Here is a 15,826-nt window from a genome sequence, read left to right on the forward strand (position 1 = left end):
ACCTGTACTTTTTATAAAAATGCCCCAAATAGTTTTACCGTATTTGAGGCTATTCAGATTCTGTTGCAGTTTTTTAGTAAATCTTCAGAAACGGGTCGGTAACTATATAATTCTTATTCAAAATTAAATTTTTAACAGTAGAGTCTCTTTTGGATTTAACTCTATTTCCACCATTTAAAGCCAGATTCAGTAAAGTTTCGCGTATATCTCCCAAAGGAAAAACCTCCATTTCCTGTAATTCATTTAATTCAATAGTTGGACTTATGCCCGATGTATAATTTCCTTCGTTACGGGCATTAAACAATTTATAAATAACAGGATATAAAACCCATCCCCGCTTATCAGCAATCCTGTTGTCTTCTATTGCAAAACCGGCTGCATCTTTGCCTGTTGTTTTATCGCCAATAACAATAACATTCATGTAAGGTGTCAAATTATTAATGATGATTTCGGAAGCTGATGCTGTATGATTTCCGCTTAAAACATACACTTCCTGAATTGCCGGATGAGCTGCCCGAAGCGCTTCGTAATTTACCTGAGATTCGTTCATTTCCAAAGCTTCTTTGAACGTTTTGTTTACCAGCCCACCGTTTTTATTGCCTTTAAATTTGATAAACAAATCATCCGGTTTGATATTTGGAGCCAAAATAATACTTAGGGCTGCAGCAGATGATACATCCCCGCCTCCATTATATCTTAAATCAATAATTACCTTAGTTACGGACTCGTTCTGAAATTCTTTGAAAATTCGAAGAAAAGTGGCTGCCAGTCCAACATCAAAATGAGGGATTTCTACGTACCCTGCTTTTTGATTATCCGAAAGCATAACCTTATACTTTATGGGTTGTGAAAAAGTAAAACTTCTTATTAATTCAACATTTTTTATTGCTGAAAAACCTGTTGCAGAGGAATATTCTACCAATTCCAATTGTACATTGCCAGAAGCAGTCAATTCCTTGTATAAGTTTTCAAAATTGTGATGACTGACTGTTATACCATTTATACTTTTTATAAACTGTCCTCTTTTCAGACCGTTTCTCTGAGCCGGAGAATCGGTTAATACAAATAAAACAACACCAAAAGCCTGTCCGTTGTATTCGACAAACGAGATATCAAATCCATACGTATTTCTGATACTTTTTGGTGCTGTTTCAGGATCCGAAGGATTTTCAGCATAAGAAAAACGATCATCTGTATTCAATAACTTTTCAAAATAATCTTTTGGATTTAAAGACAAGTTGGTAAAAAAAGGCAATTCCTCATTCCAATAATAGTATTTCTTCATTTGTTCGAGCATCCAGATATTCGTGTACTGATTACTCGCCTTTTCGTATGATACGGGGTTATCATCACTTTGGCAGGAAATAAAGAAAATTCCAATAACAAAAAAAAGCACTATCACGGAAGAGGAATATTTTTTCATTTATCTGTACTATGTAAATTATAAAATCCTGAAAAACACAGGAAAGGTTTTAAAACGTAAAATAATCAGCCAGATTAATTGTTCCTTCTACTCCTGAAAAAACATTGCCAGTTGCTTTTTCTTCCAGGACAATCAACTTTGATTTATTATTTTGCAAAGCCATTTGAAAAATGATTTTCTTTTCAGGAACATACGATTCAGTGGTTCCATGTTTTACAATTTCTACACTGACAATAGGCGGAGAACTAAACGGAAACTCTACAAAAGAACTAAAACTAGTGTTTGTAATGTTTTCTGCTATTCCTAAAAGCTGTCCGTTTGTCTTTTTTATTATAGCATCCAGAGCACCTGAATAACCGCTTTTAGAATATAAATTGACCCCTGGAAAAATAAATCGGAATCCAGTACGTCCCGTTCCTGTCAGTTTACCTGGTTTATACGATAATACGTTTTCAATCCATATATTTTCTTTTACGTAAAAAGAAAGCGTGTCAATTGGCTTTGACTTTGTGAAATTATAAGATTTTAGTATCTCATTTGTTTTTTTATTAATGATATCAATTTTTCTGGAAATATCATTATAATATACAAACTCATAATTGTTTTCTACTTTTTTTACGAAAGCATCATGCTTAGACATTACAAGCAGTTTGCCGTTTAATGAAATCTGAACTGAATCCTGTAATGCATTGTACCCTCTTATTACAACCTTGCCGGCCTTCTGCTCCTCATACACCGGAACCAAATCATCATTGACGCAAGCTGCGCAAACAAAAGTGATAATAAAAAAGAGAGTGACTATTTTAATTGTATTCGACATGAAATGAATTCTAAAGGATTACTTCTTAATAAATTTTATCTTTTCGACTGCAGAGTCATTTCCTATCGCAAGGAAATAAACACCCGCCTGTAAATTGTCAACAGCAACAGGAGTATCGTTATTGTATTTTGATTCCTTAACCAGCATCCCGGCCGTATTGTATATTTTTATAGTTGCGCCTTCAGCAATTACAGCATCGCCCAATTGCAGGTCTAAATAATTTTCTACAGGATTTTGTTTTAAAAATATTTTCTTCTTTGCTGCTACATCATCAATGCCCAAAGTAGCCGCTGTAATAGACACTTTATCAATTTCATAACCTACAACAAAAGTCGGTGCATTTAAAAAAGCAAAATATACTTTGGATTGTCCGACAAACTGAGAAATATCTACCACATAATCTTTAAACAAATCAGCAAACATATCATCTCTTGTAATTTCGATAGTACCAATCTGAGTAAAAGATCCCGGATTTGTATCTGTTGTAGAAGCGTACACATATAAATTATCCGTTCCGTCAAAAATTGCTTTTTGTGCATTTATAATTAGCTGCATACTTCCTCCATAAAACGATAAATCCATTTCGGGAGTAATTGCCCAGTTTTTTTGTTCAATACCAAGCGGGGCACCGGTAGTCATATCGATATTATAAGTTCCTAATACATTATGAGTTCCGCCGATTATAGCAAAATTTTCATCAACCTGAATGTTTGTTCGGGCAAACCATTTTAAAGCATCTCCATCACCATCTACAAATGTCCAGTCTGATACGTCTGAATCATCAAAATCGTCTTCCCAAATTGTAAATTGTGCTGATGTAATTCCGGAAACAAGCATAAATGCCAATACAAGTAATTTATTTTTCATTTTTTAATGTTTAAAAGAGGCTGCCTAAAGAGTGAGAACTGAAGTACGAAACGTTCTACTCTTAAAAAAAAACAATAAACACACTTCAGGCAGCCCTTGATAATTAATATTTTATAACCTTTTTATTAAAAATTAGTGAACTTAGTCCAGGTATTTGTCCAGTTAGCTTCTGTCTTAAATGCTCCTGTTGCTCCTGTAAAATCTAACGCTCCATTGTTAAAGAATGGCTGAGTAAGACTCCATGCTGTTGCAGGATTTACTGTAGAAGTTACGTTACCCAAACCTAAAGCTGTACCAGTTGGCAATACAGGATTAGTAAATCCGTGGATTGATAAAGCACTCCATGTAGAATTAGAAGACAATGAAGGACTGTCCCATCTAATTCCGGTTACATATCCGGTAACTGTTACATTGTTAAGGCTTATCTGACCTAATCTGCGTACATGTATAGCGTTTTCATAAAGAGCAGCGTCTGTAGAAGAGCTGTTTCCAATGATTGATAACTGAGAAATTACGGGTCTTGTAATTAATGTTGCCGGTGTACCAGTTGTACCTGTTGCATTATTATCCAATTCGATACCGTTTGAGTCAGGACTACCTCCGCTTAAACTATGTGTAGAGTTTTTATCAGCAATAGCTATTGCTTTTGTAATAGATCCAGTATATCCCCAGTCAAAATCAAAATTGTCATCATCCGCTGCAAAAGATACTAAGTGACTAGCGTTTACTGTTCCTCCGAAGAATTCGAATGAATCATCTCTACCATACGATACCTGAACGTGGTCTACCACAGTACCTGAACCAACTCCTCCAAAAGTTAATCCGTTGATTTCAACACCTGTATCTGCATTCAAAATACGTCCTGCAAATTCGATACGAACATAATTAATATCCCCGCCATCGTGAGCATTGTTTGAACCTCCATAGTAGAAATCAGATACATTTGGCTGATCTCCCAAACCTTCAATAATATTAGTTGTTGAACCAGTATTTACCTGAGCATCACCCAAAAGAACAACTCCTCCAAAATCACCAGGAGCTGCAACGGTATTAGCATTGCCATCTAATAAGTTATAGCTTGTAAAAACAACTGGTGCATTAGTTGTACCCTGAGCGTCAATTTTACCTGCTTTTGTAATTACCAAAACTCCGGTTGCTACTCCTGCAGCCAAAGGTTTTGCTTTAATAAAAGTACCTGCTTCAATGGTTAAAGTAGCTCCCGATTTTACTCGTACCACTCCATCAATTTCCCAAACTTTGTTACTTGTCCAGGTAGTGTTTGTTGTAATATCACCACTTACAGTCTGAACTGTACCAGGATAACCCGAATAATCGGCACTGGAAGATTTCATTGCAAATGATGAATCTGACACAGCGTCATCATTTTGACAAGAATTGAAGAACATAATTGCAATCGCTAACAAAAAAACTTTTTTCATGATTATTGATTTTTAATTACCTTTGCTGCTAAGTTTTTACACTAGAGGTCTTTGGGAGGAGCAGCAAACTTTCTTCCCTCTGACCTTTCCTTTTTTTGGTAAAGTTTTTTAATAAGCTTTCCGTTTTACCGCCGGAAGCTTATCCCTATTAATCATCTTTCACTTTTAGGGCCGAAATGAAGGATCATTTTCTTTAAAAAATCAAACAACTAAATGCGGAATTATTTTTGAACGTGAAATCCAATTTTACCATATTAGCCTATTTTGACCTGGATTTTTTTGCTGATTTCTGACGTGTTAATCTTCCCCTTTATTGTTTCAGCTTTTCAAAGAATTAATTTTAAACAAATCTGGTTATAAGCAAGAATATCCTCTTATTAACTACATTAGATTTTGAAAGGCAGAAAAATCACTTGCTTTTTTATCCTTAACGGTTTCTTAATTTTAGTTATCCATTATTGCTGAAATCAATAATTTAATGTTACTAAAAAGAATAGTTCATAGAAAGACTAATGGTTCTGCCTGTCCATGCCTTGAATATTCTCTGATCAATATCCTGATCGAATTTTTTTGTTGCTCCGGGACTAAGTGAATAAAATTCTCTCGGATTTGAACCAGTTGGTGCATCTGTTGACGACCGATAGCTATTAAAATTGTTATAGGTTTCGATAGCTGAATCAAAAAGATTTTTTACACCTAATTTTACTTCTAAATTTTTCTCCTTATAAAACTTATAGCTTATTTGGGCATCTGTCACAGCATAGGGCATACGAATTTCTTCTCCATCATAACCAAATCCCACTAAAATATATTGGTCTCCAATGGCATTGTGCCTGACACTAAAGCCCATTCGGTCACCGATAAAATCAAGACCCAGATTGTAATTATAAGGCGATTGTCCGTACAAAGGGCGATTGGCTTCATAGAGTCCGCCTGTGCCATCAAAATTTTTATATCCGACAACCTTTGTATTATTGAATGAAGCGTTGGCACAGATAAAAATTTTGTTTAAAAGATCGCCTTCTCCCAGAAAAGACAAATTTTTGTAGATCTCAAATTCTACCCCAAATAGCTTAGCGCTATCAGAATTCATCATCTGGATACTTCTTGATGATTCTGAGCCAACAACTGTAACACCTTCTATTGGCTTATCAAGATTTTTATGGTAAATACCCAAAGAAATAATTTCACCCGGAGACGGAAACCATTCCGTTTTAAAATCATAACTCTCCACTATGGTAGAAACAATTCCTCCGGTAGCATTAGCAACCAATGAATTCCGTATAGGATCATAATACGGTATGAGCAGACGCTCCGCAAATTGAGGCCGTATTACCGATTTGTTGTAACCAAGCCTAAAATTTGTTTTGTTTGTGGGACTTACAGTTAAATTTACTGAAGGAAGATACTGCCACACATCATCATCCAGCTGATTGGTACCAAAATCACCAGCAGCCATTGACTGGCTGGCAATTTGGGTGTAAACATAACTTTCTGCACGCAGCCCCCATACCAATCTTACATATTGAGAAATTTTATTATCAAGCATTAAAAAAGGCGAATGAACCTTAACATCACCTATATATTCATTGCCATATTTTTTAGCACTGGTCCAGCCAAAACCACCCCAGCGATAATAAGACCCGTCTAGTAATTGTGAGTATGGAACATCTATATTAGCTCTCTCGGTGCCCTGACCGATCACCTGTAATAATGCTGTTTCCTGCTGATTTCTTGCTTTTTTATAGGTTCCGAAATAACCGGCTTTGATATTATTTTTGAACGATTCGCCAAAGTCAAAAGCATAGTTAAAATTTACCCCTGCATTATAATCTTTTTCGCTGCTTGTAATATTAGATCTTGCAAAATTGTCACTCTCATTATATATATCTGTAAAAAGCAGTACATCGTCACCAGCATATTTCCTGCCGAAGGTAACAAAAGTGGCATCTTTAGTGTCTTTTGACGTACTGGAATAAGCACCAAACCAATTGATTTCTAAATTCTCAAAACGATGATTCCCTTCTATTTTATTCTGGATAAAAGTCTGGTAGACCGGATAGTTTGACTCTCTTGTCTGAGGCAGATACTTTCCGCTCAAGATATCTTGAACATCGACTCCTAATACCCAGCCTGTAACCTGAGTTAACTGGTTGTCATACATGTGCATGTAGGAATTTCTGATGGCAATTTTGTGTTTCCCTAACTGAATACCTGCATTTAGCATTCCGCTTAAAACAGAATTGAAATTATAAGAAGCTCCTGAATTTTTAAATCCGTATTTTTCATAAGTAGAATAGCCTTTTTCCGGTGCAGGCGTAAAATAAGTATTGGGCATATTTTCTCCCCTTTCTGTATGATCTATCTGCAACTGATCCTGTCTGTTTTTAAAGTTTAGAGAACCCACAAAACCAAATCTGTTGTTGTCTTTTAAATCGTAAGTTCTACCTATTGCAAATTGCAGTGATGTTCCCGGAGCTGCATAGGTTTTATAGGTACTAAAATTATCCTGTGTAAATCTTTTGGACTGTTCTAAATATGGACCGGATTCAGCTTCTGTTGCAGGTATATCCATACTAACAATGCCAGCAGGATAATCTCTTCTGCCGTCATCATATCCAATATAATCGTATGCGCCTTGCTCCTTGGTAAGACGTTCTTTAAAAGTGCTTCGGCTGTTATAGGCAGTCCCCACATAAAATGACGTGAAATTTTTCTTAGGGATATCCTTTGTTTTGACTTCTATATATCCACCGGCAAAATTGGCATACATATCTGGAGTCGCATTTTTACTGACCACAATACTTTCTACCATAGCTGTCGGAATAATATCAAAATTAAACTGCTGTTGATTAGGGTCTGTACTTGGCAGATTGACTCCATCCATAACAGCCTGATTCCAGCGCTCAGCCATCGACCGTACCACAACATATCTTTCGTCAATAGTGGTTACCCCTGTGATTCTTTTCAGCGTACTTCCAACATCTTTATCTGGTGTTCTGGCAATTTGTTCGGCTGAAATTCCATCTGAAAACTGCGCTGCTTTTTTCTGCTGCAAAAGCATTCCCTCTATAGTAGCCGTTGCTTTTTGAAATGTTTGTGTTACGATTACTTCGTTTAGTGATTCTGCATCATCTTTAAGTGAAACATTAAGTACCACATTGGAGCCATCTACTTTTATACCTGTGATTTTTTGTGTCTGAAAAGAAACATAACTCACTTCTATGGAGTAAATTCCATCCTCGAGGTCAAAAGAATAATTTCCGTCAAAATCAGAAACTGCTGCATCGTTGGTTTCTACGACTTTTACAGAAGCCCCAGGGAGTGCCAGACCATTTTTGTCGACAATTTTTCCAGAAACAGCCCCTACTTTTTTTGCTGTTTTTTTATTGACTGCAATATTGGTATTGTTTCTTCTGAAATTTAAGTTTGTAATCGTTTGAAGTTCCTTTAATATTTCATCAATGCTTACATTATCTCTTTTAAGGGTAATGAGTGGTTTGTCTAAACCAATGTCTTTTTGATAAATGAAACGATAAGGAGTCCGCAATTCCAGATTTTCGAAAACTTCTTTTGGAGAGGCATTTTTAAAGTCTACAGACACAATGCCTGTTTGAGAATAAGCACTCGTAATTCCGAAGAAAATGCAAAAAAACAGGATTTGTATGGCAATAGGGAATTGCCTAAAATAATCATTCATAATAAATAATTTGTTTTTGGTTTTATATGTTTAAAAGATGTTTGAGTTCAAACCGGTCTGTCCTCCGCCTATCTGCTCACCACGTAAGTATCATTACCAATTGGTTTAATGGTAATTTCTAAAGCAAAAGCAAGAGTCTGCAGTATTTCTGAAACACTTTGTCTGGTATCCAGAGTCCCTTTTACCTGAAGTAATTTTAAATCTTCGCCGGTATATTGCAGTGTAAAATGGTGAGTGGCTTTCAGCTTTTCGATAACGGCTTCAAAGGTTAAACCGTCGACATCCAAAAGTGCTTTTTTCCACTCCGGTTCCAGAGTCAGTGCTTTACTTTTTTGCACCCTATTTTTTATTGGTTCAAATACTGCAGCGGTTCCTCTTTCCAGAAAAACAGCATTTTGTTCACTTTCAACTTTTACCTTTCCGGTTCTAACATTTACCTCGGCAATATTTCCGTAAGCTTTAACATCAAAAGAAGTTCCTAAAACAGTGGTTTTTATGTTTCCTGAACTAATAATAAAAGGACGTGTCGTATCTCTTGCTACCTCAAAAAAGGCTTCTCCTGTTAGTTTTACGATTCGTTCATCTGAAGCGAATTTTGCAGGGTATTCGATTTTCGTATTCTCGTTGACCCATACACGCGTTCCGTCTGATAAGCGAATCAGTCTGATATCCTTCGGAAATGTTTGTGTAATAATTTCAGGTGATACTGAAGAATTAAATTTAACATACTGATATCCTGCAATAGAAATTAAAAGTGCAGCAGAAGCCGCAATTGCTTTTCGATACCTGTTTCTTCGTCTGTTGATAGTGGCCGACAAAATAGCATTCCACATTCTAAATTTCACTTCATCCGGAAATATACCTTTCTGCGGCAGCTCATTCCATTCTTCCTGTAACCTGTTTAATTTCATTGCTAAGAGTAAAAGTTGATACTTAAAGAAAATCCTCAAAATATCCTGTTTATCTGCAATAGACCGGTTTACTCCAAAAAATCACGGGCTTTTTTACTCTTAATGATTTGTTAATACAAAAATGTGACAACACACAAATAACATCATAAAAACCAGACACTTAAAAATTAAAACCTCAAAAAAACCATTACATTTACTTTACATAACGGATACATTTATATGCAGATTCAAAAGGGCGCTGACTAAGTTTATCCTGAGCGAAGGCAAATAAACTCAGCCTGACAATATTTCTTGAAAATTATAAATGATGTCTTACTTGCAATCTACTCTTCGAATTAATTTTTTCATCAAATCAAATTTTAATCCACTTCATCCAGCAGACAAAATCATTAAAACTTAGAAAAATTAATTCTGGTAATGATTGATAAAGACCAAAGCAAACCAGTAAAGTTCATGGCTTTTTACAGAATTTTTTTTAAGATATTGCAGTGTTTTAGAAATCTGATTAGCAACAGCACTCTGAGACATCCCCATTTCTTCGGCAATCTCCTTGTAGCTCATTTCATCAAACTTATGAAGCGTGAAAATTTTTCTTCTTTTTTCGGGAATCTGCTGTAACAAATGTTCGATTTTTTCCAGCTTTGAAGAAAATTCCTGCTCAATTTCTTCCTTATTATCCAGTTCCCTGATTAATTGTTCGTCTTCAATTGAAAAAATTCTGTTCTGTTTTTTGTACCATTTTGAAATTTCCTGCTTACAGCTTTTAAACAAGATGGCATCCAGCTCTGTTGAAGGTTCAATTTTGTTACGATATTTCCAAAGATGTATAAAAACGTTTTGCGTTATATCTTCTGCATCTGTTTGCTGAGCTGCATATTTTTTCACAAAACAAAATACTTTAAAATGATATAATTCGTAGATTTCCTTAAAACAAGCATCATCGCCGTTTTGTAATCTTGTAATCAAAACAGTACTCATAATATAATTTTAAATTTGGAAGGAATCCTTACAAAATTACCGCAAACTGTCTTTCCTTATTTTGTTCCAATATTTATTTAATGATTTATTAATATTGTCTTCAGGAGAAATCTGATTTTTTTATGCCTAAAGCAAAAACCTCACACAAAAAAAGGTCCGGATATACCCGAACCTTTCTACATATTGCTGTAAGATACAGCATAACTATTATTTACAAAACCTTAGAAGCCTCAACCAGACGTTTTAATTTGGCATGCGTGATTTCAATGGGCACATGTCCAAATCCGCATTCGCTGGTCAGTATCAGACGATCGGCCGGAAAGTAATCTAAGGCAGGTTTTATACGTTCTCTGATTTCCTCAACCGATTCCAGTTCGTCACTGCGCTGATCTATTACTCCAAGTGCCAGATCACCTTTAAAATCCCAAATATCAAACAATTCGAGCATATTGTAATCGAGTGTACAATGTTCCAGCATCAGTTCATCTACAGGAACCGTTTTAAATGCTTCAACCAAATCAGTGTATTTGGTGAAGTAAACTCTTTTACGCCTCGGATTTCCTCCGCAGACATGCAATCCTACACGTATCTTTTTAGGCAGAGATGCTATTAATTCTGCAAGAATTTCAGCTGCCCAAAGGCTTTCTTCGGGAGATTCTGTCCACATGGGTTCGTCAAATTGTACGTGTTCACATCCCAGTTTTATAGCTTCTACTATTTCCTCTCTTAAAACATTTGCCCAGGCACGACATAAGGCCTGCGCGTCTGGATAAAGGTCTTTACGTTCGTTTACACTAAAGCGATATAATACATGAGGTCCTGTTACGGTCAGTTTCACATCTACATCTGCCGGGGCTGCATCACGAGCTATTTTCCAGTTACGGGCTGTACCAAAACGCGGATTTTTGAGTTCGCCAATTACCCTTGGACACTCAATTCCAAAACCCGCTGTACCGAATGTAACCTTCGGCATATCCTCAAATGTGATACCGTCAATTCGCTTTTGATAGAAATAGTACATATTTTCACGGTAGCCTTCTCCATCGGTTATGGTATCCAATCCAAGACTGGCCTGGTCTTTTGCAGCCCAGTTGATGTAATCGTCTACCTCCTGCTGATTCATTACCGGACGTTTCATGGTATCCTCCAATTTTTCCGGACGGGGATAACTACCCACTACTGTATTGCGAAATCCTGACATATAATATAGTATTTAGAAAATATAATTTTTTTAATAATTAACCTGTAGCTGCCTGTTTCGGGCTTCTTCAATCTGAGACCTCACTCCTTCTTCCAGCGAACGAGGGACAAAACCGATCTCCTGTTCCAGACGTGTACTGTCGCAACGATCTATGAGAGCCGTACGGGATACACTTTCGTCAAATTCGTATTCTGCATTAGGAATGATACGCTCAACAGTCTGCATCAGTTCTTGCGCGGTTACAGAATGTCCTCCGTTGTTATAGGCAAAATGACTGAGTTTTTCTTTCAGCGCCAGACGAACAAACTGCTCGGCTACATCATCTACATAAATCCAACAGTCACGAGAATCTTTTGAGAATGGCAGTTTAGCTTTTTTTCCAAGTGCAGGATTTGTAGCAAACTCGCAAGCCCAAAGAACAGATCCTCTCATACGTCCGTCACCGTATACAATTGGCGGACGCATGGCTGCAATGCTTGCTCCTTTGTTTTTAATATATTTTTGAGCTGTAAATTCGTTGAGCATTTTCATTACCCCATAGGTATAAAAATGATCGTCAAGCGAACAGTAATCACTTTCTTTTACCGCATAATTTTCGTCGCCATAAGCACTATGATTTGCTCCGTATATGGTTTCGCTACTGGCAAAAACCAGACGGGAAAGCTTGTGGTCAACCACCATATCGAACATATTAATCATTCCGAGCATGTTTACAGAAGCGCCGCGATGATGATCGGCTTCTACTTCGGCACTCATCAGATACGCCAAATGAATTACGTGTGTGATATCTGAAAATTTAAGAAACACATTATTAACCTGTTCTTTATTGGAAACATCAAGATTAATAAATGTGGTCTGCTCTATTTGCTCCTGCATTTCAGCAAGTCTGGCTGAATCTTTTTGATGTTTTAAAAGAGCTATTTGTTTTGTCCATTCTATATTCAGATTCAAATCGGCTACTACTACGGGAATTTTGCGTTCCCACAGGTTGACTACTACACGTGCTCCAATAAATCCTGTGCCTCCGGTAACTAAAAATTTCATAAAATTATTCCTGTATTAGGTTAAACAATTTCCTATTTAGGCATGTTTAAGCAAAAAGAAGAAGGTGGGAAATACAAATATCTTTAGATACGGATACACCAAACCTAACCGGTTTTTAGAATCTGCATTACAGACATTGATCTGACCTAAGCTTCATATCGCGAAAGCATCGTCAATACAGATTAGGCAGGTATCCTGACTTGTAACAGTTTTTATCGTCCTTCCCGCTTTGGCAGTGGAACACCTGGATAAAAACCTTCGGGTTACTTACAGTTGCGCGACAGTTCGTGATTTTCACACGATTCCCTTTTGATTCACAGCTAAGTAAAACCTAATCCAATCGATAAATAGTTAAAGAATTTCTACTATTGCAATAGTTTTATATTCTTTGCAAAATTAGTTTACATTCATCAATAATCTATTAATAAACCTAAAATAGGATTATTTAGCTATTAAATAACCTATAATCAGTATTATTAACTTTTTTAAATGTATTTTTGACACTTAAAAAGACTTTTATACCATGGAAGAACTTGATAAAACCGATTTACTCCTTTTAAAAATCCTCGGAAATAATTCCAGTTACACCATAAAAGAGCTGGCGACACAGGTAAACCTATCACCTACACCCGTATTACAGCGTGTAAAAAGACTGGAAACAAGCGGATATATCAAAAAGTATATTGCGTTACTGGACCACGAAAAATTCAGTCATGGGTTTATTGTTTTTTGCAATATCAAACTCAAACAACACGACCGTACCATTGGCCACCGTTTTGTAGAAGATATCATGAAAATTGATGAAGTTGTAGAATGCTACAATATTTCGGGAGATTATGATTTTATCTTAAAGGTATTCGCTAAGGACATGAAACACTATCAGGATTTTGTTTTTAACAAATTAGGCTCTGTTGAAAGTATTGGCAGCACACAAAGCACTTTTGTTATGGCGGAGATTAAAAATTTGCATAATATTAGTGTTTGAGGATTGTGCTTTCACATCTGCGTGTTCATGTTTGCGTGAGCGAGAGGTACCGTCTATTATTAATGTATTAAAATAATTTATTTTCTTGATTTTCGTTCCTTTAAATTTTGAAAATATATGTTATAATTAAATACTTGTTTTAGCTGATTATCTTTATATAAATTAACATAGATTTGACCTTTAATTTTAACTATTGAATCCCCAACTTCTACTTCATCCCAAAAACTATTTTCTAAAGGAACACTTACATTGTGTGTAAATTTTAGCATTGGCGTACAATGTTGAGATGAATCAATATATTTTTCAATCACAATACCTGAATAAGATTCTTCTTTCCTGTTTTCAAGTGCCCTTTTATAAAAAAATTCATTTCCTGAAAGATAGTTAACCCAAAAAACCAACTGCAACCATACAACTGCTAAAACTAGTAACTTAAAAATATTCCCTTTATTTTTTACCAACTTAATTTATTTTAAAAATCTCGCTCTGCGAAGTTTTAAACAATCAAATAATCATGCAATGCAATCCCGAAAGCTCTCTGAACTGCCTTTATGCTACCCATTAAAGTTTACATGAGAAAATGAAAAAATCTACAAGTTCCTGACTTTATTCTTCAGAAGGTCTAAAACTCCCTTCATCAGGATATTGAATACTATTCTTTAATTCCTCAATTCGTTTGGGATCAAAATTAGGCAATTGCAATTGATTCTCATTTTTCCATTTCTTAACGATTTCTGAAACTTCTGCAGATTTTTCATCAGAAGAAGAAATATCACGAGCCATATAAATAGTCTGAGACGGATAAGCCAGCGAAGTACCACTTTTTTCTATTATATCCATCATTCGCAACAATAGATCTTCCTGCACTTCCTGTGATTTTTCAAAATTTACCGCTTCAATATATGCAGTAACTTCCACTTTCAAGGCATCGGCAGTTATACCTGTAAATCTAACTATTGGCGGTGAATCTAATACCGAAGGATGGGCGTAAAGCAAAGACCGGATCTCTACCAATAAATAACGCATCTGGTCCGGAGTTGTTTCCATTCTAAAACCTAATATCGGATTAAATATAAAACGATCACGATGTGCATAATTCTCTATTTTGCTGGCTGATAATTGTCCGTTGGGAATCGTTACAATAGTTCGTGCCGCAGTTCGCAGTGTTGTAGAACGCATTCCGATTGATTCTACAGTTCCTTTGATATCATCTACTCTGCAATAATCGCCTACACGTAGTGGCTGGTCGGCAATAAGACTCACGCTTCCCACAAAATTTTCTATGGTTTTTTGTGCTCCCAGTGCCAAAGCGATACCCCCGATTCCTAATGCTGCAAGTCCGGCTGTAACATCTACACCAATAATTCCAAGTATAGCAATAATTCCGATAACAATAATAGCAGCTTTAGTAGTACGATTTAAAAATAAAATAGTCGAAACGGCCGAGATACGCCCACTCAGACTCATTCTCTTGCGGGTAAATGTACTCACAAAGTCTGTCAGCCTCCAGAGCAGTATCAAAAAAGCAATTATTCCGATAGTGATTATAATGATACTATAGCGCTGGCGCACTACAATAGAAATCCCCATACGCTGTGTAAGCACGACAAATAAAATTACGCCAAGAAACATGTGAATAGGTAATTCAAAAGCTTCAACTATGGCTCTGCCTCTGTCACTCTCGGCTTTTTTCCATAATTTTTGTACCACAAATACAAATGCAAACAACAGCATTCTGGAAAACAAATAGGATATTACCATCATAATTACGACTACTGCCCAATGTCCCAAAGGAACATTGCCTAGTTTCTTTTCTAATAAAATATTAGGCAAAACTCTGTCTAAAAAAGTCTTTTCGCTTGTAACATCAGCTGAGACGATCTCTTCTACTGTTTCTGCAGAAAAAAGCCATAAAGCTGGCTGGCTGTCATCTGACTGGTTTTCTACATAAAGCTGTATTACTATTTTATTGGTAGATATATTTCCGACAAGATCTACACCAATTGCCAGATCGTCATCTGTACGCCCAGTTTCTTTATTGCTGATAATAGACGAAGGAGACAAATTACCACCCTGATCTAAAAGCTGCTGAAAAGTCTTTGCAATTTTAATCCTCTCGGCTGTTTTACGATACGCACGTTTACTCAATACAAAATACTGACTGGCACGCAAATAATTTTGATCTGCAATAGCTTTGATAAATCCGTTTACAGTTCCTTGAGGTGTTCTTCTCCCAAGAGAATCTTCTGGTATTTTTTCAGGTTCTTCTGTAACTGTTTTAGCAGAACCTAATAATTGAGAAGATACTGTGTTGGGCATAACCAACAAGGCCATCAATAGCAGAAAATTAGACAGAAAACGCTTGGTACCTAAAATCATAAAATTCTATTTTAGCAGTTTAATCTCCTAAAAATAAGAAATATACAAACCAAAAGAAATCTTTCTTTAAGAAAAAATA

General features: G+C 36.1%; 12 protein-coding genes and 1 riboswitch. Of the genes, 1 reads left to right on the forward strand and 11 read right to left on the reverse strand.

The genetic code is table 11. The features are described 5' to 3' along the window. Positions 1 to 73: 73 nt before the first annotated feature. The 9 genes from AAEO57_RS15605 to AAEO57_RS15645 all read right to left on the reverse strand — a co-directional run bounded on the left by AAEO57_RS15605 (position 74) and on the right by AAEO57_RS15645 (position 12,383). The gene (locus tag AAEO57_RS15605) at positions 74 to 1,423 is read right to left on the reverse strand and encodes a S41 family peptidase (protein WP_341693958.1); all 1,350 of its coding nucleotides are present in this window, start codon (positions 1,421 to 1,423) and stop codon (positions 74 to 76) included. Positions 1,424 to 1,472: 49 nt separating this feature from the next. Further along, positions 1,473 to 2,243, reverse strand: a complete 771-nt coding sequence (locus tag AAEO57_RS15610; RefSeq protein WP_341693959.1) for a hypothetical protein — start codon at positions 2,241 to 2,243, stop codon at positions 1,473 to 1,475. Positions 2,244 to 2,261: 18 nt separating this feature from the next. Next, complete coding sequence (locus AAEO57_RS15615; RefSeq protein ID WP_341693960.1) at positions 2,262 to 3,110, reverse strand: T9SS-dependent choice-of-anchor J family protein; 849 nt, start codon at positions 3,108 to 3,110, stop codon at positions 2,262 to 2,264. 125 nt (positions 3,111 to 3,235) lie between these two features. Then, complete coding sequence (locus tag AAEO57_RS15620; RefSeq protein WP_341693961.1) at positions 3,236 to 4,549, reverse strand: hypothetical protein; 1,314 nt, start codon at positions 4,547 to 4,549, stop codon at positions 3,236 to 3,238. Positions 4,550 to 5,033: 484 nt separating this feature from the next. Next, positions 5,034 to 8,249, reverse strand: a complete 3,216-nt coding sequence (locus tag AAEO57_RS15625) for a TonB-dependent receptor domain-containing protein (protein ID WP_341693962.1) — start codon at positions 8,247 to 8,249, stop codon at positions 5,034 to 5,036. A 68-nt stretch (positions 8,250 to 8,317) separates the two neighbouring features. Then, positions 8,318 to 9,160 (reverse strand): FecR family protein, encoded by an 843-nt coding sequence (locus tag AAEO57_RS15630; RefSeq protein ID WP_341693963.1) that lies wholly within the window; start codon positions 9,158 to 9,160, stop codon positions 8,318 to 8,320. A gap of 405 nt (positions 9,161 to 9,565) precedes the next feature. Then, on the reverse strand, positions 9,566 to 10,138 hold the full coding sequence (locus tag AAEO57_RS15635) for an RNA polymerase sigma factor (protein ID WP_341693964.1): 573 nt from the start codon (positions 10,136 to 10,138) through the stop codon (positions 9,566 to 9,568). 211 nt (positions 10,139 to 10,349) lie between these two features. Further along, on the reverse strand, positions 10,350 to 11,339 hold the full coding sequence (locus AAEO57_RS15640) for a cobalamin-independent methionine synthase II family protein (RefSeq protein WP_341693965.1): 990 nt from the start codon (positions 11,337 to 11,339) through the stop codon (positions 10,350 to 10,352). 30 nt (positions 11,340 to 11,369) lie between these two features. Continuing rightward, on the reverse strand, positions 11,370 to 12,383 hold the full coding sequence (locus AAEO57_RS15645) for an NAD-dependent epimerase/dehydratase family protein (RefSeq protein WP_341693966.1): 1,014 nt from the start codon (positions 12,381 to 12,383) through the stop codon (positions 11,370 to 11,372). Positions 12,384 to 12,551: 168 nt separating this feature from the next. After that, positions 12,552 to 12,733, reverse strand: a riboswitch (cobalamin riboswitch). Between the two features lie 173 nt (positions 12,734 to 12,906). Between AAEO57_RS15645 and AAEO57_RS15650 the strand changes: the two genes are divergently transcribed. After that, a complete protein-coding gene (locus tag AAEO57_RS15650) occupies positions 12,907 to 13,368 on the forward strand; it encodes an Lrp/AsnC family transcriptional regulator (RefSeq protein WP_341693967.1) in 462 nt (153 codons plus the stop codon). A gap of 77 nt (positions 13,369 to 13,445) precedes the next feature. Here AAEO57_RS15650 and AAEO57_RS15655 read toward each other — a convergent pair whose 3' ends face one another. Together AAEO57_RS15655 and AAEO57_RS15660 are read right to left on the reverse strand one after the other, a co-directional pair. Further along, entirely contained in the window at positions 13,446 to 13,829 is a 384-nt protein-coding gene (locus tag AAEO57_RS15655; RefSeq protein WP_341693968.1) for a hypothetical protein, read from the reverse strand. A 145-nt stretch (positions 13,830 to 13,974) separates the two neighbouring features. Further along, positions 13,975 to 15,747 carry a mechanosensitive ion channel family protein gene (locus AAEO57_RS15660; RefSeq protein WP_341693969.1) on the reverse strand — a complete coding sequence of 591 codons (1,773 nt, stop codon included), beginning with the start codon at positions 15,745 to 15,747 and terminating at the stop codon, positions 13,975 to 13,977. Between the last annotated feature and the right edge of the window lie 79 nt (positions 15,748 to 15,826).

Origin of the sequence: Flavobacterium calami (genome assembly GCF_038290035.1) — a bacterium.
GTDB lineage: Bacteria > Bacteroidota > Bacteroidia > Flavobacteriales > Flavobacteriaceae > Flavobacterium > Flavobacterium calami.